The 16,967-nt window shown below is 58.5% G+C and carries 15 protein-coding genes; 5 read left to right on the forward strand and 10 right to left on the reverse strand.

Annotated elements, in window-relative coordinates:
* Nucleotides 1-29: 29 nt before the first annotated feature.
* From MTP36_RS15735 to MTP36_RS15745, 3 genes are all read right to left on the reverse strand, one after another.
* Nucleotides 30-566 carry a hypothetical protein gene (locus tag MTP36_RS15735; protein WP_249252432.1) on the reverse strand — a complete coding sequence of 179 codons (537 nt, stop codon included), beginning with the start codon at nucleotides 564-566 and terminating at the stop codon, nucleotides 30-32.
* Nucleotides 567-748: 182 nt separating this feature from the next.
* Complete coding sequence (locus MTP36_RS15740; RefSeq protein ID WP_249252434.1) at nucleotides 749-1,294, reverse strand: hypothetical protein; 546 nt, start codon at nucleotides 1,292-1,294, stop codon at nucleotides 749-751.
* A gap of 217 nt (nucleotides 1,295-1,511) precedes the next feature.
* Nucleotides 1,512-2,009, reverse strand: a complete 498-nt coding sequence (locus MTP36_RS15745) for a hypothetical protein (RefSeq protein WP_249252436.1) — start codon at nucleotides 2,007-2,009, stop codon at nucleotides 1,512-1,514.
* 563 nt (nucleotides 2,010-2,572) lie between these two features.
* Here MTP36_RS15745 and MTP36_RS15750 point away from each other — a divergent pair.
* Complete coding sequence (locus MTP36_RS15750; protein ID WP_249252438.1) at nucleotides 2,573-3,244, forward strand: hypothetical protein; 672 nt, start codon at nucleotides 2,573-2,575, stop codon at nucleotides 3,242-3,244.
* 68 nt (nucleotides 3,245-3,312) lie between these two features.
* Here the strand turns inward: MTP36_RS15750 and MTP36_RS15755 are convergent, their stop codons facing one another.
* On the reverse strand, nucleotides 3,313-3,639 hold the full coding sequence (locus tag MTP36_RS15755; protein ID WP_249252440.1) for an acylphosphatase: 327 nt from the start codon (nucleotides 3,637-3,639) through the stop codon (nucleotides 3,313-3,315).
* 12 nt (nucleotides 3,640-3,651) lie between these two features.
* Entirely contained in the window at nucleotides 3,652-5,307 is a 1,656-nt protein-coding gene (locus MTP36_RS15760) for a putative manganese-dependent inorganic diphosphatase (protein ID WP_249252450.1), read from the reverse strand.
* Nucleotides 5,308-5,556: 249 nt separating this feature from the next.
* Between MTP36_RS15760 and MTP36_RS15765 the strand changes: the two genes are divergently transcribed.
* Nucleotides 5,557-6,915 carry an MATE family efflux transporter gene (locus MTP36_RS15765; RefSeq protein ID WP_117929194.1) on the forward strand — a complete coding sequence of 453 codons (1,359 nt, stop codon included), beginning with the start codon at nucleotides 5,557-5,559 and terminating at the stop codon, nucleotides 6,913-6,915.
* Between the two features lie 252 nt (nucleotides 6,916-7,167).
* Complete coding sequence (locus MTP36_RS15770; RefSeq protein ID WP_249252452.1) at nucleotides 7,168-7,824, forward strand: phosphatase PAP2 family protein; 657 nt, start codon at nucleotides 7,168-7,170, stop codon at nucleotides 7,822-7,824.
* 69 nt (nucleotides 7,825-7,893) lie between these two features.
* Here the strand turns inward: MTP36_RS15770 and gluQRS are convergent, their stop codons facing one another.
* From gluQRS to MTP36_RS15790, 4 genes are all read right to left on the reverse strand, one after another.
* Nucleotides 7,894-8,865 carry a tRNA glutamyl-Q(34) synthetase GluQRS gene (gene gluQRS, locus MTP36_RS15775; protein WP_055186405.1) on the reverse strand — a complete coding sequence of 324 codons (972 nt, stop codon included), beginning with the start codon at nucleotides 8,863-8,865 and terminating at the stop codon, nucleotides 7,894-7,896.
* A 123-nt stretch (nucleotides 8,866-8,988) separates the two neighbouring features.
* Nucleotides 8,989-10,347 (reverse strand): 6-phospho-alpha-glucosidase, encoded by a 1,359-nt coding sequence (locus MTP36_RS15780; RefSeq protein ID WP_249252454.1) that lies wholly within the window; start codon nucleotides 10,345-10,347, stop codon nucleotides 8,989-8,991.
* Between the two features lie 70 nt (nucleotides 10,348-10,417).
* Nucleotides 10,418-11,977: a PTS transporter subunit EIIC gene (locus MTP36_RS15785; RefSeq protein ID WP_249252462.1), complete on the reverse strand. Its 1,560-nt coding sequence runs from the start codon at nucleotides 11,975-11,977 to the stop codon at nucleotides 10,418-10,420.
* An 86-nt stretch (nucleotides 11,978-12,063) separates the two neighbouring features.
* Entirely contained in the window at nucleotides 12,064-12,882 is an 819-nt protein-coding gene (locus MTP36_RS15790; RefSeq protein ID WP_015537071.1) for a PRD domain-containing protein, read from the reverse strand.
* Nucleotides 12,883-13,230: 348 nt separating this feature from the next.
* Here MTP36_RS15790 and MTP36_RS15795 point away from each other — a divergent pair, with 348 nt between their 5' ends.
* The gene (locus MTP36_RS15795; protein ID WP_249252464.1) at nucleotides 13,231-13,845 is read left to right on the forward strand and encodes a hypothetical protein; all 615 of its coding nucleotides are present in this window, start codon (nucleotides 13,231-13,233) and stop codon (nucleotides 13,843-13,845) included.
* A 64-nt stretch (nucleotides 13,846-13,909) separates the two neighbouring features.
* Here the strand turns inward: MTP36_RS15795 and MTP36_RS15800 are convergent, their stop codons facing one another.
* Nucleotides 13,910-15,034, reverse strand: coding sequence for a DUF362 domain-containing protein (locus MTP36_RS15800; protein WP_249252466.1), 1,125 nt, complete (start codon nucleotides 15,032-15,034; stop codon nucleotides 13,910-13,912).
* A 386-nt stretch (nucleotides 15,035-15,420) separates the two neighbouring features.
* Here MTP36_RS15800 and MTP36_RS15805 point away from each other — a divergent pair, with 386 nt between their 5' ends.
* Complete coding sequence (locus tag MTP36_RS15805; RefSeq protein ID WP_249252477.1) at nucleotides 15,421-16,698, forward strand: chloride channel protein; 1,278 nt, start codon at nucleotides 15,421-15,423, stop codon at nucleotides 16,696-16,698.
* Nucleotides 16,699-16,967 lie beyond the last annotated feature (269 nt).

The following is a 16,967-nucleotide window of genomic DNA, read 5'->3' on the forward strand; positions in this document are numbered from 1 at the left end:
TGCTCCTCGGGGCGGGGTGGGGTTCAGTTCTACGGGGTGGTGTTGGTCAGCTCAAAGCCGATGGCAACATAGGTCTTGCCGCCGATGGTCCGTGCGCCGACGCCCAGCGCGGTGAGTTCCAGCGTTCTACCGTTTTCGTCTGCGCCGCCATTGTTCACAGTGCTGAGCAGAGCTTGGACATTGGTATTGTTGGCTTTGATGGCTTCGGTTTTTGCAGCCTCGTAGAAAAGCGGCACAAAGGCATCCGGCTTGCTGCTTTTTGTATCATAGCAGAGCTGCACCTGCCGCACCACGGTCGTTTCGTCACCGTCTGTTTTGCAGCGTGCCCTGCCGGTCAGGCTGTCCGCGCCGCTTTTCTCGGTGATGTGGGTGACAGCCAGCGCCCGGATGGCGTCATCGTTTTCAAAGCTCGTCCCGAACGCCTTATTCAGCGCGTCAAGATAGGCGCTTTCCACCTCGGCGTCAAACTCGGGGTTGTCGGAGCCGCTGCCGCCGCAGGCGGTAAGCAGCGCCAGTGCCATGATACCGGCCAGCAGAACAGCCGCAAAACGCTTGATCTTTTTCATGCAATGCTCCTTTTATAAAATGCAGGGCGTTCCCGTGCGGATGCGCGGGGTATTCTGCTTTCATTTTACAGCAGCGCGGCGGCGTTCGTCAATGGCAAGTGTGCCTGTTTTTTGCCGGGATCTTTGGGCAGGGCGCAAAAAAGCCCCGGAGGGCGGGTGCTCTCCGGGGCGGGATGATTCAATTACTGTGCAGCTTTAATTCCAAAGCCGATGGCAACATAGGTCTTGTCACCGATGGTCTTTGCGCCGACGCCCAGCGCAGTAAGCTCGACTTCCTTATTTTGAGAAGCTGCTGCGGCCTTAACAACATCCCAAGTGGCTTTCAGAACGTCAAGGTTCATTTTATCCGGCGTAATAGTCTCTGCCTTGTCCGCTTCATAGTAGAACTTCACATACTTTTCGTTGGTGGACTGCGCCGTGTCGAAGCAGACCATAACCTCATTCACGGTATTTGCACTCAGCTTTTCTGCTTTCCAAAGTGTATCCTTATTCAGAGTCTCTGTACCGCTTACCTCCTGAAGGTAATCGACAGCCAGCTTCTTGATGGCGTCATCGTTATCGAAATTCACACCAAAAGTCTCATTCAGTTTTGCCATATAGGCCTGCTCAACCTTCTTCTCGAACTCCGAGCTGCCGGGGGTGCCGGGGGTACCGCCGCAAGCGGTGAGCATTGCCAGTGCCATGATACCGGCCAGAAGAACAGCCACAAGACGTTTCATCTTTTTCATGTTAGATTCCTCCAAATAAAAAAATTTACATAAGCGATCCGTGCCCCAAAAGCCCGGATAGCTTATGTTTATTTTACAGCATCTCCCTCCCCCGGTCAATGTACAGACTGCCTAGATTTTCCAGTTGTTTTTGAGCAGATACGCCAGCCTGTTGGATACAAAAAAGCCCCGGGGAGCGGGGCGCTCTCCGGGGAAGAAAGGACTGATGATTCTTTACTTATTTAAGGTTGGGGTTCTTGATCTTGAACGCAATTGCCATGTAGCTCTGCTTGCTGTCGCCTTTGACAACAACGCCAATGTCTGTCAAAGCGCCATTCTGGTTAATATTGACATTCGTATCGGTATTAACCTTCTTCGAGATTTCGTTCAGAATGTAACCCAGCAATGTGTCATTATAGGAGAAGTTCGCCGCCACAAGAACCGTCAGATACTCTTCTTTCCGACCCTCTACATCACAGCCAAGAACGAACTTATAGCCCAGAATGCTGCCAGAAGCATGGATTTTCTCATCCAAGAATCTTTCTGCTTTATCTTTCAATACTTTGTTATTATCTACGCTTGTTGTGCTGGTGCTGTACTTGCCCAGAACCTTAGTCTCGGCATCTGTATCCTCTTTCAGATTGCTACCAGCGCCGCCACCGGAACAGGCGGTGAGCATCACCATAGCCATCACACCTGCCAGCAGCAGGGCTACGAATTTTTTCAAGTTCTTCATAAGGGTATCCCTCCAATCAGCTTGTTTGTGGTTATGTTTCTTTTTTCTTGAAAGGCTTTCGCAACCATCGTTGCCTTTCTGCCCTGATTATATCCGACAGGTGACGGTTTTGTCAATCGGGAATATCGCTAAACTTCCTGAAGCGTTTTCGTCAAAAAGGATGAAAACAAGCGGGATTTGTTGCAGTTTTGGTATATTCTGGAATCAATTCTGTCGACAGTCTACGGAATCTCCGTTTCTCTGCCCCGGCGGCGCGGTTTTGCCGGGTGCGGGGTTACTTAAATTTGGATATATGTTGTGTTGCCGGCGTGAACTCCCTCAGACGCGGCTTGCGCCGCGCCAGCTCCCTCTGGGAGGGAGCCTCTGGCGCGCCCGGAAGCTTTGCACTTTAGCCGGAAACTTTGCCGCCATGCCAAAGGCCCCATCCCAGAGGGGGCTGGCATCGAGCGCAGCGAGATGACTGGGGGAGTTCTTTTCCCCATTATTTTGCCTTTTTACACATTTTCACCACGTTTTGGTGGTAAAATCATGTCCGAATTGAAACGAACTTGGAGGAAGTACCCATGCAACACTGTCCCGCCCGCGCGGCACAGCGGCTGGCGGCGGCAGTTCTGGCGCTGGTCTTGCTGCTGTGCGCCTTTTTGCCCCATGCCCACGCCGCTGCGCTGAAAGAGAAAAACGGCATCCGGCTGCTCAGCTTCGACACCAGCCACATCCTTTCCATCGGCAACCAGACCTCCGGCAAGTGCAGCCTGTACGCGCTGCGCTACGCCCGCACCATTCTGGACAGCAAGGTGTGCTCCGGCAGCGGGATGTGGTCGAACGGGGCGGTGTGGTCGGCAGCGGGCTACACCGGGTACTCCGGCACCCGCGCCGAGTGCCTGAAAAAGCTGTACAGCGAGCTTTCCGCCGGGCATCCGGTGATCGTGCACCTGAAAAACACCACGGTGAGCGGGGTCAAAAGGCACACGAACCGCACCTCTACTTATGAATACCACCTGACTTCCTCCGGCTGGAGCGAGGTGAACTACCCCCACATTGCCACCAGCAGCACCTACGGGCACTGGGTATGCGTGGCGGGCATCTCCCCCACCGCCGATCCGGAAAACCTGACCGAGAGCGACTTCTACGCCCTCGACCCCGCCCGGGTAACGGCAAATGGACGGCTTGCCGTCACCCGCCTGCTGGATCATACCCTGTGGGTGGAAAACTCCCCCCTCAAGGTGCTGGGGTAAAAGTATAATATGATAGAAACAGAGCGCCTGACACTGCGGTGTCAGGCGCTCTGTTTCTATTCAGTTCCTTAATACCCCTTTACCGAGAAGCCGCGCTCCCACGGGTCGGGCGGGATATTTTTGCTGCGGATGCCGGTGATCTGGATATAGTCGCTTTTCTGGATCATGGCGAACAGGGAGATGAACTTGTCCGGGTCGCCCTGCACTTCCAGCGTCACGCTGCCATCGTCCTCGTTCTGCACCCAGCCGGTCAGGTCAAGGGTCTGCGCGGCGTACCGCGCACGGTAGCGGAAACCCACCCCCTGCACCTGCCCGGTGATGATGTAGCGCCGCCGCTCCGTGCCTTCCGGCAGTGCGGGCGGGGTGCGATCTTTTTTGGAAAGAAAATCAAACACAGCGGTGTCCCTTTACAGCTCCTGATAAGCGGTCATCAGGGCGGGGATGAACTGCTTTTTGCGGCTCACCACGCCCGGCAGCGTCCAGCTGCCATCGGCGGCGGGCTGGATCTCGAAGCCATCCGTCAGCACCCCGGCGGCGTAGCGTCCATCGCATATAACCACGCTCTCTTCCTTGGGCACATCGGTCAGCAGCATGTAGATGTCCTCCACGTTCTGCTTGTTGCGTGCCTCTTCCAGATACGGCTTCAACAGCGCTTCGGCGGCGGTCAGGTTCTTGCGGGTCATATAGCTGCCCTGCGCCACGCCAAAGCGGATATCGCCGCACATAAACACCTTGAAGTCCTGCAAGAACACTTCCTCAGCGGTCTTGCCGTCCAGCTTTTCGCCGGCTTCAAACATTTCGTTGGCAAACTCGTTGATGTCTACCCCCGCGATCTTTGCCAGACGGTTGGCGGCGTTCACGTCGATGGGGGTGCAGGTGGGGCTGCGGAACACCAGCGTATCCGAAAGGATGGCAGCCAGCAGCAGACCGGCGGTCTTTTGCGGGATGGTCACGCCGTTTTCATCGTACATCTGGGTGACGATGGTGGCGGTGCAGCCCACCGGCTGGTTGCGGAAGTACACCGGGCCGCTGGTCTCCAGACTGCCGATGCGGTGGTGGTCGATGATCTCCAGAATCTCGGCCTGATCAAAGCCCTCTACCGCCTGTGTGGCTTCGTTGTGGTCCACCAGAATGATGCGGCGCTTGCGCAGGTTGATGATGTTGCGGCGGCTGATCATACCGCAGTACTTGCCGTCTGCATCCAGAATGGGAAAATACCGGTGGCGCACCTTTGCCATCACGCGGGTGACGTCTGCCACCGGGGTGACGAGGGTGAATTTCATGATATCGTCCCGGGTCATGTAATAGGAGATGGGCGCGCACTGGCTGATGAGCTTTGCCGCCGCGTAGGTATCGCAGGGGGCGCTCATGATGGCTACGCCGGTCTCGGCGGCGATATGCTGGATGGTGCGGCCCACCTTTGCGCCGTTGCAGATGATGATGAGAGAAGCTTCCTTCTCGATGGCGCAGAGCTGGCTTTCGTAGCGGTTGGTCAGGATGACGATATCGCCCTTTTCCATGCTGCTTTCCAGCATTTCCGGAGTGGCGGTGCCGATGCGGATGTGGCCGGTGGTGCACTCTGCGTCCTCACTGCCCACCACCATGGTAGCGCCCAGCGTTTCCAGAATATTGCGGTAGCTGGTGCGGCTCTTGGCAAGGATGCTGGTGTCGAACAGGTCCATGTTGGCGGTGGCGATATCCTTCACCGTGATGACGCCCTGCAGTTCGTTGTCCTCGCTGGTCACAGGAAGGGTGTCGATCTTCTGGTCGCGCATGATCTCCCACGCCTTGCGCAGACTGGTGGAGCCGGAGATGCCGGGGATCTGGCGGTAATCCACGTCCCGGATCTTAGGGTTGACGTCGGTGCACATCCGGGGCGGCGTGACCCCGAACTTTTTCAGCACAAATTCCGTTTCCTGATTCATCTTGCCCGCACGCCGGGCCTCGCAGACCAGATCACTGGTCTTATTTTTCAGCTCTGCATAGGCAATGGCAGAGCAGATGGAGTCGGTGTCCGGGTTGCGATGCCCGATGACCACGACCTTATGCGCAGTTTGCTGCATACTTTACCCCCTTATGGGTCTTTACCTTCTTATCATATATCTTATCATTTACCAAACAGCGCCCCTCTCCTGCACAGCGGGGCGGGCTGCAACCTTATTTTAACACAACTGTGCCCATGGGTAAAGGGCACTGCACACGGCAGACTGTTGCTTTTTGATGCTTTCTTGTATACAACCCCTTGCATTTCGACAGCATCCGCTGTATGATAGAGGTATTCGAGCTTTTTGTCATTTGCAACGGAGGACAGCATGAAATCGTCCAAATTCACATCCACTCCCCTGTTTCCACGGCAGGCGCTGGTGGCGCTGCTGCTGCCGCTGATCGCGGAGCAGGCGCTCAGCGTGACCATCGGTCTGGCGGATACTTTGATGGTATCCTCGGTGGGCGAAGCTGCCGTGTCCGGCGTGAGCCTTGTGGACAGCTTCAACACCCTGATGATCCAGATCATGAGCGCACTGGCCACCGGCGGCGCGGTGGTCACCAGCCAGTACATCGGCCATCAGGAGCCAAAAAACGCCAAGGCTGCGGCTGCGCAGATCCTGTTCGTGCTGTCCAGCTTCAGTGTGCTGGTGGCGGCGGTGGTCATCGGCGGGCGGCACGCCATTCTGCGGGGAATCTTCGGCTCTATTGATGCGGACGTGATGCACTACGCCGAGACCTACTTTCTGCTTTCGGCGCTGAGCTACCCCTTCATCGGCCTGTACAACGCCGGTGCGGCGCTGTTCCGGGCGCAGGGCAACAGCAAGATCAGCATGCTGTCCAGTCTGGTGATGAACGTGGTGAACATCGGCGGCAACGCGGTGCTGATCTACGGCTTTGGCATGGGGGTCATGGGTGCGGCGCTGGCAAGCCTTGTGTCCCGCGCCATTGCCTGCGCAGTAGTGCTGTACCTGCTGCAAAAGCCGGACTGCGCGCTGCGGGTGGACAGCCTGCGGGCGATGGCGCCGAACGGCGGGCTGATCCGGCGCATCCTGCGGGTGGGCATCCCCGCCGGCATCGAGAACGGCATGTTCCAGATCGGCAAGCTGTCGGTCTCCAGCCTGACCTCCACCCTTGGCACGGCAGCCATTGCCGCCAACGCAGTGGCCAATACCACCACCACTTTCCTGAACATCCCCGCCAACGCCGTGGGCATGGCTGCCCTGACCGTGGTGGGCCAGTGTCTGGGCGCGGGCGAAAAGGAGCAGGCAGTGTACTACTCCCGCCGCCTGATGCTGACCGCCTACTGCGGCGCGTGGGTGATGAACCTGTCGGCCTTCTTCTTTGCCAACCGGTTCGCGGTGTCCCTGTTCAACCTTTCGCCGGAAGCACAGGCCATGGCGCTGGACATCATGGTGTGGTTCAACATCGTTTCCCTGTTCGTGTGGCCGTCCAGCTTTACCCTGCCCAACATCCTGCGCGCCGCCGGTGACGCCCGGTTTACCATGACCGTGAGCATCGTGTCCATGTGGGCGTTCCGGGTGGGCTTCTGCTATCTGGCCGTGCTCTGCTTCGGCGGCGGGCTGCTGAGCATCTGGATGGGGATGTATCTGGACTGGGTGTTCCGCTCGCTGTGCTTCTACCTGCGCTTCCGCCGGGGCAGCTGGCTGGAGCAGAGTGTGATCTGAATTTTTGGTATCCACCCCTTTCCCGGTCTGTAAAGACCGGCGAAAACGGGGTGGATTTTTTCTTTTTGCAGGAAAGCACCGCTTTGATTCGTATTATCAACAGAAGAGCGATGGTATTTTTTACAGGTTCCACAAATTATTTTTTCAGCGCTTGACAAAGTTTTCACCTTTCGTTCTTGCAATCTTCATCGTTCGGGCGTATAATTTCTCAATGCTATCGAGTTCTGCTCTTCTGCAAAAGGAGGCTATTCTATGAAACGCAGCTGGCTTGCGCGCCACCCGGTCGGGTTCATGGCGCTGTATTCTATATTTTATCTTTCTGTTTTTCACTATCTGGAGGCAAACGTCCCCCTGCGCAGCATTCTGGTGCACTGCCGTCTGGACGATCTGATCCCCTTCTGCAAATATGCGGTGATCCCCTATTTTGCATGGTTTGTGTGGATCCCCTTTACCCTGTTCTATCTGCTGTGGAAGGCCCCGCGCGAGGACTTCTGGCGGCTGTGCCTGCCGCTGTTCTCCGGCATGACCATTGCACTGGCGTGCTACGCCGTGCTGCCCACGGCGCTGGACCTACGCCCCTACTGGGTGCCGGGCAGCGATATCTTTGCACGGGTGGTGCGCTTTTTGTACCGCACCGACACCGCCACAAACGTCTGCCCCTCCATCCATGTGTTCAACTCGGTAACGCTGCTGCTGGCGTACTACCGCAGCCGCATCTTTGATGCGCCCCGCCGCCGCTGGATGCGTCCTGCCGCCACTGTGCTGTGCGTTTCCATCGTCTGCTCCACCGTGCTGCTCAAGCAGCACAGCTGCATTGATGTGGCGCTGGGTGCGCTGCTGGCACTGGCGCTGGACAGTGCCTTTACCGCCCTCGAGCGCAGCCAGCTGCCGCAGGTGCGGAGAGCCTAAGGAAGAAAGAAAAAGCGACTCCTGTCAGCGCCTTTGGCGCTGGCAGGAGTCGCTTTTTCATTTCCTTTTTCAAAACAGTCCCTCGGGCAGGCAGATATCCTGCTTGGGGACTTTTGTCCACGCAAAGTCCGGCACAAGGCTTTCCGGGGTGCGGGGCGCCGGCTCCGGCTGCAAGCCGTAGGCATACGCCAGTTTGCCGATGATCTCCGGGGCGGTGTATTTTGCCCGCAGGTTTTCAAGGCTCTGGTCGCCGTCCCGTTTGGACAGCCGCCGCCCGTCCGCTGCCAGCAGCAGCGGGCAGTGGGCAAAGCGGGGCGGCTGCAAGCCCAGCAGCCGGTACAGGTACAGCTGCCGCGCCGTGGAGGAAAGCAGGTCTGCCCCGCGCACCACCTCAGTAACGCCCATGCGGGCATCGTCCACCACCACCGCCAACTGATAGGCAAACACGCCATCTGCCCGGCGCAGATAGAAATCGCCGCAGTCCCGCAACAGGTTCTCGGTGTGGGTGCCCATGCAGCCGTCCGTAAAGGTGATTTCCTCATCCGGCACCATCAGGCGGTAGGCAGGGGCTTTCTTTTTGCGCTTTTCCGCGATCTCTTCCGGCGTCAGCCCCCGGCAGGTGCCCGGGTAGATGACGTTGCCGTCCGAGGTGTGGGGTGCGCTGGCGGCGTGCAGCTGGGAGCGGGAGCAAAAGCAGGGGTACACCAGTCCCCTCTGCTCCAGTTTGCGGTAGCTTTCGGTATAGATGTCCCCGCATTCGCTCTGGTAATAGGGTACGTGTGCGCCGCCGGTGCTGCCGCCTTCGTCCCATGTAAGCCCCAGCCACGCAAGATCCTGCTCCAGCAGGTCGGCGTAGACGCGGGGACAGCGCTCGGCGTCCAGATCCTCGATGCGCAGCACGATGCGCCCGCCCTGACTTTTTGCGCTGAGCCATGCCAGCAGGCTGCACGCCAGATTGCCCAGATGCAGCCGTCCGCTGGGGCTGGGCGCAAAGCGCCCGGTGACCGGGCGGCTGGTGGATACAGGGACTTGGTTTTGCATGGGTGTGCTTCCTTTCGCTTTTACTGGTTTTTTCTCATTATAAGCCCTTGCTGTGCAAAGGTCAATGCGCATAAAAAAGCCGCCGCAGGCGGCAATGCCTGCGGCGGCTGTAAGGTCGGCTGCTCAGTGCAGCTCCGGCCAGTAGCCCTTGTTGGCTTCGATCATATCGTCCAGAATGGCCTTTGCAACGCTCATGCTGGGCACAGTCTTGTTCAGGGTAAAGGCCTGCAATACCTTCTCGTAGCTGCCTTCCACGCAGCCCTCTACCAGCAGCTTTTCGCTGTTGAGCTGCTGCATCATCAGGCCCTGCTGGAACAGCGGGATGTTGTCCCGGGCAATGACCTCCGGGCCGTTTTTGCCGATGTAGGCGGGCAGTTCCACCATTGCGTCATAGGGCATATTGGGGATCGCGCCGCGGTTCTCGGTGATGATGAGGAAGCGTGCCTTGGTGTCGTTCTTCAGCGCAGCGGAAAGATCTGCGATCCAGTCGCCGTGGCTGCCGGCATAGAAGGTGTTGGCGTCCACCTTGCCGGTCTTGAGGTAGTGGTCGATGCCGTCGAACAGGTTCTTTTCGCGGGTCTCCTCCACCTCGTTGGCGCGGGTGTGGTTCGGGTCCGAGTGCTCCACGAACTCCTTGGCCTGCAGATAGTAATTCAGGTAGGTGTTGGGCAGGTACTCCGGGAAGTTTTCCATGATCTCGTACTCGCCCTTCCACACATAGTACCAGCTGCCCTTGGTGTGGCGGTTCTGGCTGCTGGAGGAGGTCAGGGCGCCCATGCCCTTGAGGTAGCTTTCCGGCAGAAGGATCTGGTTCTCCTTGATGTAGGCGCGCAGCTTGGGCATCAGATCCTCGCCGTGGTACTGGATGGAGGTGAACCAGCCGAAGTGGTTCAGGCCAAAGTAATCGTAAACGATCTCCTTCTTGTTCTGGATGCCCATGGCAGCTGCCACCACATCAATGATGGCGATGGGCATATCGCAGATGTTGATGATCCGTGCCTTCGGGCGCAGCTTGCGGCAGGCTTCGGATACGATGGCGGCGGGGTTGGAGTAGTTCAGGATCCAGTAGTCCTTCTTGGCATACTTTTCCACATCGTCGATCAGCTTGATCATGGGGAAGATGGTGCGCATTCCGTAGGCCATGCCGCCGCAGCCGCAGGTCTCCTGTCCCACGCAGCCGTGGCGCAGAGGGATCTTTTCGTCCTGCTCCCGCATGGCGTAGCCGCCCACGCGCATCTGAGCAAACACAAAAGAGGCATCCGTGTAAGCCTGCTGCACATCGGTGGTGACCACCAGCTTGATGTCAGTATTCAGTTCCTTGTGCAGGACCCAGTCCACCACAACGGCAACCTTGTCCTGCCGCTCCTTGTTGATGTCGAACAGACGGATCTCGTCCACTTCCAGTTCTTCCCGGCGCAGGGCGATGGATTTGACGATACCGGCGGTAAAAGTGCTACCGCCGCCAGCAATGGTAATGACCATAGTATAAACGCTCCTTTTTTGTATTTTTCAGGTTAGCCCGGCGCAGTCCGCCGGGGCACGGAAAAGCGGTTTACTGGTTTTCCAGCTGTGCTTCCACAGCACGCTTGATATCGGCTACCTGCAGACCGTAAACGATCTGGATATCGGTACCCTTTTTCACGATGCCGCTGTTCGGCAGTTTGTTGATGGCAGCTTCGTCCAGCTTTGCGGGGTCCTTGATGTTTACCCGCAGACGGGTGAAGCAGTTGTCCACCGACAGGATGTTCTCCTTGCCGCCCAGACCATCGATGACGCACTGCACCTCGGCAGCGTTCTTCACGCTTGCCTTCTTGGCGGGTGCATCGCTCCCCGCGGTCTCGGTGCTCACCTCTTCCCGGCCGGGGGTGTGCAGGTTGAAGGCCTTGATCAGCAGGGTGAACACCACAAAGTACACTGCGATCTGGCACAGCGCCAGCAGGTACAGGGTGGGATAGTTGGTCTTATCTGCACCGGCAGAAAGGTTCATCAGCACCGAGCCGAGGAGGTTGGTGGTAAAGCCGGTGACATGGAAGATGTGCAGCAGCACGATGAACAGGCCGGAGATGCAGGCGTGTGCCACCCACAGGATGGGGGCAGTGAAGCAGAACATGAAGTCCAGCGGCTCGGTGATGGAAGCCAGAGAGGCGGTAAAGGCCAGCGGCACCAGAACGGCAGCGGTCTTTTTGCGGTTCTCCTTGCGGGCGCAGAAGATGAAGGCCGCCACGATGCCAAAGTAGCCGAAGGTCTTGGTGAAGCCGGTGTACATCCACACGATGCCGTCCGAGAAGGGCAGACCCATGCTGTACTCCATCATCATGACGATGTAGGAGCCGGTGTAGGTGGCATCGCCCACGGTCAGGCTGTTGCCCAGCGCAGAGAACTGGAAGGGGGTGTAGATGAGGTGGTGCAGGCCGGTGGGGATGAGGAAGCGCTCCAAGAAGCCGTACAGGAACAGGCCGAAGTTGCCGGAGGTGGCGATCAGATCGGTCAGTGCGCTGATGACGTTCTGCACCGGCGGCCAGAAGAAGCAGGAGCCAAAGCCGAACAGGATGGAAAAGACCACCATGCAGGTAAAGGACCAGCGGTTGCCGGAGTAGATCTGGGTGATGATGCCCTTGAACTGCTTTTCACAGGTGCGGTTGTACACCCAGCCGCAGACAAGACCCAGCAGGATGCCGCCGAACACGCCCATGTCCACCGTCTGGATGCCGAACACGGTGGACTGACCGGTGCCGTACAGACCCACCATCGGGTCAGCCTCGGCCAGCATGCCCAGCTGGGTCAGGGTGACGTTGCCGGCGGTCAGGTACATAAAATAGCTCATCAGGCCGATGATGGCAGCCTGCTGCTTGTTCTTTTTGGCCAGCGCCGCTGCAATGCCTACGCAGAACATCAGGCTGAGGTTGTTGATGATGACCATGATGCAGTTGTAGATCAGCTGACCCAGCAGCTTGATGGGGGTCCACTGCAGAGCGGGGATCATCGCACTAAGGCTTGTGCTGGTAAGCAATGCGCCCAGCACAAGGATCAGGCCTGCTGCCGAGATATACGACAGCGGTGAGAGCATGGCTTTGGAGAACTTTTCCAAGCCATTCATGACTTTTTCTTTCATCGTGTAATACTCCTCACTTTTTGACTTGACTGTTTTGGGGGATGATTTCTATTCCGCAGAGCTTCCGGACGCCCTGTTGAAACATTTTATCCAACGATCTTGGTCAGGTGGATGAGCAGATAGACCTGTTCCTGATGATCCAGCTCGTAATCAAATTCCTGCCGCAGATAGGCATTGATGCGCTGTAAGCACACCTCGTTGCGGCTGTCGCGCTGCAAAAGCACCGTATACATGGACTCCAGCCCGGCGTCCTGCCAAGGAGTGTGCCGCAGAATGCGCGCCGCCAGAAACTTGAGGTGTACGGTCAGGCGGGTGGTCTCAAGGCTTTCTTCCTCAAAGGTGCAGTGATAGGTATCGCAGATGATCTCCTTGACCGCCTTGACGAACTTTACGGTATCGTAAGCCAGCGCGCCGTCCGCCGCACCGGCTACCAGATGCAGGGCAATGTAGCCCGCTTCGTCCTCCGGCAGCTGTACGCCGCAGAACTGCCGGACAAGTTCCAGCGCCCTTTGCCCCACTGCGTACTCCTTCGGGTACAGCATCCGGGTCTCCGAGAGCATGAGGTTGGGCAGAAAGGTGCCCTTTTCCACACGCTCCAGCGCAAAACTGATGTGGTCCACCAGCGAGATGGTGCTTTTGCTGCTGAGCAGGATGCCCTGCTCCTCTGCCGCCAGCGAGATGCGCTCGGCGGCCTGCATCACCTGCGGGGTGACGTTATCCAGCATCTTGAGGAACTTGGTCTGCAGCTCGTTCTGCACATAGTACACCTTGGAAACGCGGCTTTTGTCGATCACGTCCCCCGGGCGGCGGCCAAACCCAAGCCCGTTGCCCACGAGAATGGCTTCCCTGCCGTCCGGCATGACCACCGACACCGCATTGTTATTGAATACCTTTACAGCCTGCATCGCCGCACTCCTCCGCTTCCATGCCGCAGCTCTTGTGAAAAAGAAAAGGGCACAAGAACCAAAGGGATGCCGTTGCCGCCTTCCCTCTGATGCTCATGCCTGATCGAACAGTTACACGCACTGATAAATTCACTTGTCTGCTTTTGATTATACGAGCCAGCGCGGAGAATGTCAATGCGTGGAACTGCCCGAAATTCAAGCTGCATTTTTGTATATCCTGCACAGGTCTGCTTGAAATTCGTCCTGCGCAGAACGATTGACAACGCCGTGCGCAGAACGTATACTTAGGGTGTAGATCCCGCTTTGCTCCGGCGGCTTGCCGGGGCACCAGTTACGGAGGTTTTTCTTATGACATCGAAATATATCCGCTCCCTTGCGCTGCTGCTGTGCGCCGCTTTCCTGGGCTGTCTGCTGGCAGCCTGCGGCGGCTCTGCAAGCAGCCCCGCATCCAGCGCTGCGCCCGCCTCGGACAGCGCATCCGCTTCCGGCAGCAGCACGCTGCCCTCCTCCACCACAGAAGCCGACACCGGAGAGCTGAACCCCGGCAACTTCGACGAGAACTCGGTGTTCTCCATCACCGGCACGGAAAACGCCTTTGCGCCCTGTCTGGGCTGGGGGCCCGGGGTATCCGGCTGCTCCTTGAAATCGGTCATCGCGGCGGCATCGCTGCTGCACTGGGCCGAGGACGCGCGGATGTCCAGCCGCTCCCCGGAGGCCATTCAGGATGCCTTTTACAGCTGGTACGACGGTCTGACCGACAACCAGCAGGAAGGCTTTGCCGAGGCATGGCCGCTGGTCAAGGACGCCGCGCTGGACCTGCTCAGCGATAAGGACAGCATGACCGGCCGCATTGCGGACGCAGGGCTGGACGCTGACACCCTGCCCGGCTGCACCCTGAAAAACTGGCAGGCGCTGCAAAGCGTGCTGGACGATATCGTGCCGGAGACAAACGGCGAGGCTTAAACGCAGCCTTGAACTTTAAAGCGCAATGGGGCGCTGACCATGTGGTCAGCGCCCCATTTTGTCGTTATACCTTTTTCAGCACATACTGGCGGGTGCCCATGCCCACCTTCTCGGCCTGTTCAAGGGTGGCCTTCCACTCGATGTTGGGGTTGGAGTCCTTGAAGTTGTCGTGGTAGCAGTTCCAGCCCGGCTTTGCAAGGTTTGCGCCCAGCTGGCTGTTGGGCAGCGGGGCGGCGTTCAGGCAGGCATCCACGCAGGCCTGATCCAGCGCCACCGGGTCGAAGGACGCAAAGATGCCGATATCCGGCAGGATGGGTGCATCGTTCTCGCAGTGGCAGTCGCAGTTGGGGCTGATGTCCTGCACCAGAGAAACGTGGAAGCAGGGACGGTCGTGGCAGACTGCGGCGGCGTACTCTGCCATCTTGCGGTCCAGCAGTTCGTTGGCGCAGTCGTTGGGAGAATAGATGGCGTCAAAGCTGCACGCACCGATGCAGCGGCCGCAGCCCTTGCACTTGTCGTAATCAATGACCGCCTTGTTTTCGGCATTGTAAGTAATGGCGTCCGAGCCGCACTCCTTGGCGCAGCGGTGGCAGCCGCGGCACAGCCCCTCCTGCACGGCGGGCTTGCCGGCAGCGTGCTGCTCCATCTTGCCCGCGCGGGAGCCGCAGCCCATGCCGATATTCTTGAGCGCACCGCCAAAGCCGGTGGACTCGTGACCCTTGAAGTGGGTCAGGCTGATGAACACGTCCGCATCCATGATGGCGCGGCCGATCTTGGCGGTCTTGCAGTATTCGCCGTTGGGCACCGGCACTTCCACCTCATCCGTGCCGCGCAGACCGTCACCAATGATCACCTGACAGCCGGTGGTCATGGGCCAGAAGCCGTTCAGCTGGGCGCAGTTCAAGTGCTCCAGCGCATTCTTGCGGCTGCCCGGGTACAGGGTGTTGCAGTCGGTCAGGAAGGGCATACCGCCCTGCTCCTTGCACAGGTCTGCCACCACCTTGGCGTAGTTGGGACGCAGAAAAGCCAGATTGCCCAGCTCGCCGAAGTGCATCTTGATGGCCACGAACCGACCGTCCATGTCGATGTCCTTAATGCCGGCGGCAATGCACACCCGGCGCAGCTTTTCCAGCAGGCTGGTGCCCACCGGACAGCGGAAATCCGTATAGTAAACTTTGGATGCTTCCATGGTGTTTTTCCTCCCATATCTTTCCGGCGGCGTCTGCCGCGCAGTCTCTCTTTTGTTCAGGCAGTACCGCATGATTCCAAGTGCCGATACGGCGAGCGAGGTGCGGCAGATGCTAAGCCAAAAGCGCAGATAATACTTTGTGTATTATCGAGCATTTTGGCAACGCAGATGCCGTGCCGCAGCCGCCGGAACGGTGCTTGAGCCGTCAGGCGGGAATTGTGCGGTACTGCCTTCAGTATAGCACACCCGGGCGAGCGGTGTAAACAGAAAATGGAGCAGCGCCGCTTTTGCTCTGCCCATTTTGGGGTTGACAGCCCTGCCCTGCGGTGTTATTTTATATCGGTTCCGAAAAACGGAACGGATGTCAAGATACAGGAGTTATTTCTATGAACGATTTTGATACATTCTGGCACGAAGCTAAAGCCGCCCTGCGGGTGGCGCTGCAATGGTTCTTTCTGGCGGTTCCCATGGGTCTGCTCTGTGGATTTCTGGGCACCTTGTTCCACCTTGCCGTCGAGCACGCCACCGAGCTGCGTGCCGCGCAGCCCTGGCTGCTGTTCCTTTTGCCTGTGGCGGGTCTGCTCATCACTGCCCTTTATAAGGTAACAAAGTGCGAGGGTGTGGGCACCAACAACGTTCTCCGCGCTGTGCAGAGCGGCGAGCCGGTCAGCATTCTGCTGGTGCCCGCTATCTTTCTGGGTACGGTGCTCACCCATCTGTGCGGCGGCTCTGCCGGCCGCGAGGGCGCTGCGCTGCAGATGGGCGGCAGCATCGGCTGGAACCTTGGCACCCTGCTGCGACTCAAGGACCACGACCGCCGCACCGCCACCATCAGCGGCATGGCTGCGTTCTTCTCTGCCCTGTTCGGCACCCCGCTGGCGGCGGCCTGCTTTGCCATGATGGTGGAGGATGTGGGCCTGACCTTTACCGCTGCCTTTGTCCCCGCCTTTACCTCTGCCCTCATCGCCTACGGCTGCTCGCTGGTCTTTGGCATCGTGCCCACCCACTTTGCCCTCACTGCACCGGAGCTGAATGTCCGCACCGCCCTGCTGGTCATCCTGCTGGGTGTGGCCTGCGCTGCCGTTTCCCGCTTGTTCTGCTATACGCTCCACTTCATGGAGCATATCGTGCCAAAGCTTCTCCCGAACCCGTGGGTGCGGGTCTTTGCGGGCGGCGTGCTGGTCATCGGCTTTTCCTATCTCTTCGGCGTAGGGCGGTATAACGGCGCGGGCATGAGCGTTATCGTTGCTGCCGTGGAGCAGGGACAGGCGCTGCCGTGGGATTTTCTGTGCAAGATCTTCCTCACCGCGCTGACCCTTGCCTGCGGGTTCAAGGGCGGCGAGGTGGTGCCCAGCTTTTTTGTGGGCGCTACCTTCGGCTGCGTGGTCGGCCCGCTGCTGGGTCTACCCGCCGAATTTGCGGCGGCGGTGGGGCTGGTGTCCATCTTCTGCGGTGCCACCAACGTCCTGATCCCCTCCATCCTGCTGGGCTTTGAGCTGTTCAGCGGCGCCGGGCTGGAGCTCATCGCGCTGGGCTGCGGTATCTGCTTTATGCTCTCCGGCCACCACGGCCTGTACAGCAGCCAGACCTTTGTCACCAACAAACTGCGCTCGGAGTATATGTCCCACAAGTGGCGCGTAAAGGTGAAAAAAGAGGAAGAGTAAGCGTTGCGTGCGCCCTCTCCGTCATCGCTCCGCGATGCCACCTCTCCCAAAGGGAGAGGCAAGAGCACGCCCGGAAGCTTCCTCATTGCACTTAAAACTTCAGTAACGAGCCTTAGACCTTGGCTCCCCCTTCGGGGGAGCTGGCGCGGGAGCGCCTGAGAGGGCGTGCTCCCTTTGGGAGAGGTGTCACCGCAGGTGTCGGAGAGGGTTCAGCCCGCCAAAGAAAAAGAACTATACCATAAAACAGGGGCTGTTGCTTGCGCAACAGC

The organism is Faecalibacterium sp. I4-1-79 (genome assembly GCF_023347235.1).
Classification (GTDB): Bacteria; Bacillota; Clostridia; order Oscillospirales; family Ruminococcaceae; genus Faecalibacterium; species Faecalibacterium tardum.

Bases quoted from the DNA above. Each gene is read 5' to 3' on its own strand.
- MTP36_RS15770 (WP_249252452.1), top strand. From the start codon at position 7,168: ATGAAACGCAGCTGGCTTGCGCGCCACCCGGTCGGGTTCATGGCGCTG.
- MTP36_RS15780 (WP_249252454.1), bottom strand. From the start codon at position 10,347: ATGGTCATTACCATTGCTGGCGGCGGTAGCACTTTTACCGCCGGTATC.
- MTP36_RS15800 (WP_249252466.1), bottom strand. From the start codon at position 15,034: ATGGAAGCATCCAAAGTTTACTATACGGATTTCCGCTGTCCGGTGGGC.
- MTP36_RS15790 (WP_015537071.1), bottom strand. From the start codon at position 12,882: ATGCAGGCTGTAAAGGTATTCAATAACAATGCGGTGTCGGTGGTCATG.
- MTP36_RS15745 (WP_249252436.1), bottom strand. From the start codon at position 2,009: ATGAAGAACTTGAAAAAATTCGTAGCCCTGCTGCTGGCAGGTGTGATG.
- MTP36_RS15795 (WP_249252464.1), top strand. From the start codon at position 13,231: ATGACATCGAAATATATCCGCTCCCTTGCGCTGCTGCTGTGCGCCGCT.
- MTP36_RS15760 (WP_249252450.1), bottom strand. From the start codon at position 5,307: ATGCAGCAAACTGCGCATAAGGTCGTGGTCATCGGGCATCGCAACCCG.
- MTP36_RS15765 (WP_117929194.1), top strand. From the start codon at position 5,557: ATGAAATCGTCCAAATTCACATCCACTCCCCTGTTTCCACGGCAGGCG.
- MTP36_RS15740 (WP_249252434.1), bottom strand. From the start codon at position 1,294: ATGAAAAAGATGAAACGTCTTGTGGCTGTTCTTCTGGCCGGTATCATG.
- MTP36_RS15735 (WP_249252432.1), bottom strand. From the start codon at position 566: ATGAAAAAGATCAAGCGTTTTGCGGCTGTTCTGCTGGCCGGTATCATG.
- MTP36_RS15805 (WP_249252477.1), top strand. From the start codon at position 15,421: ATGAACGATTTTGATACATTCTGGCACGAAGCTAAAGCCGCCCTGCGG.
- MTP36_RS15785 (WP_249252462.1), bottom strand. From the start codon at position 11,977: ATGAAAGAAAAAGTCATGAATGGCTTGGAAAAGTTCTCCAAAGCCATG.
- MTP36_RS15750 (WP_249252438.1), top strand. From the start codon at position 2,573: ATGCAACACTGTCCCGCCCGCGCGGCACAGCGGCTGGCGGCGGCAGTT.
- gluQRS (WP_055186405.1), bottom strand. From the start codon at position 8,865: ATGCAAAACCAAGTCCCTGTATCCACCAGCCGCCCGGTCACCGGGCGC.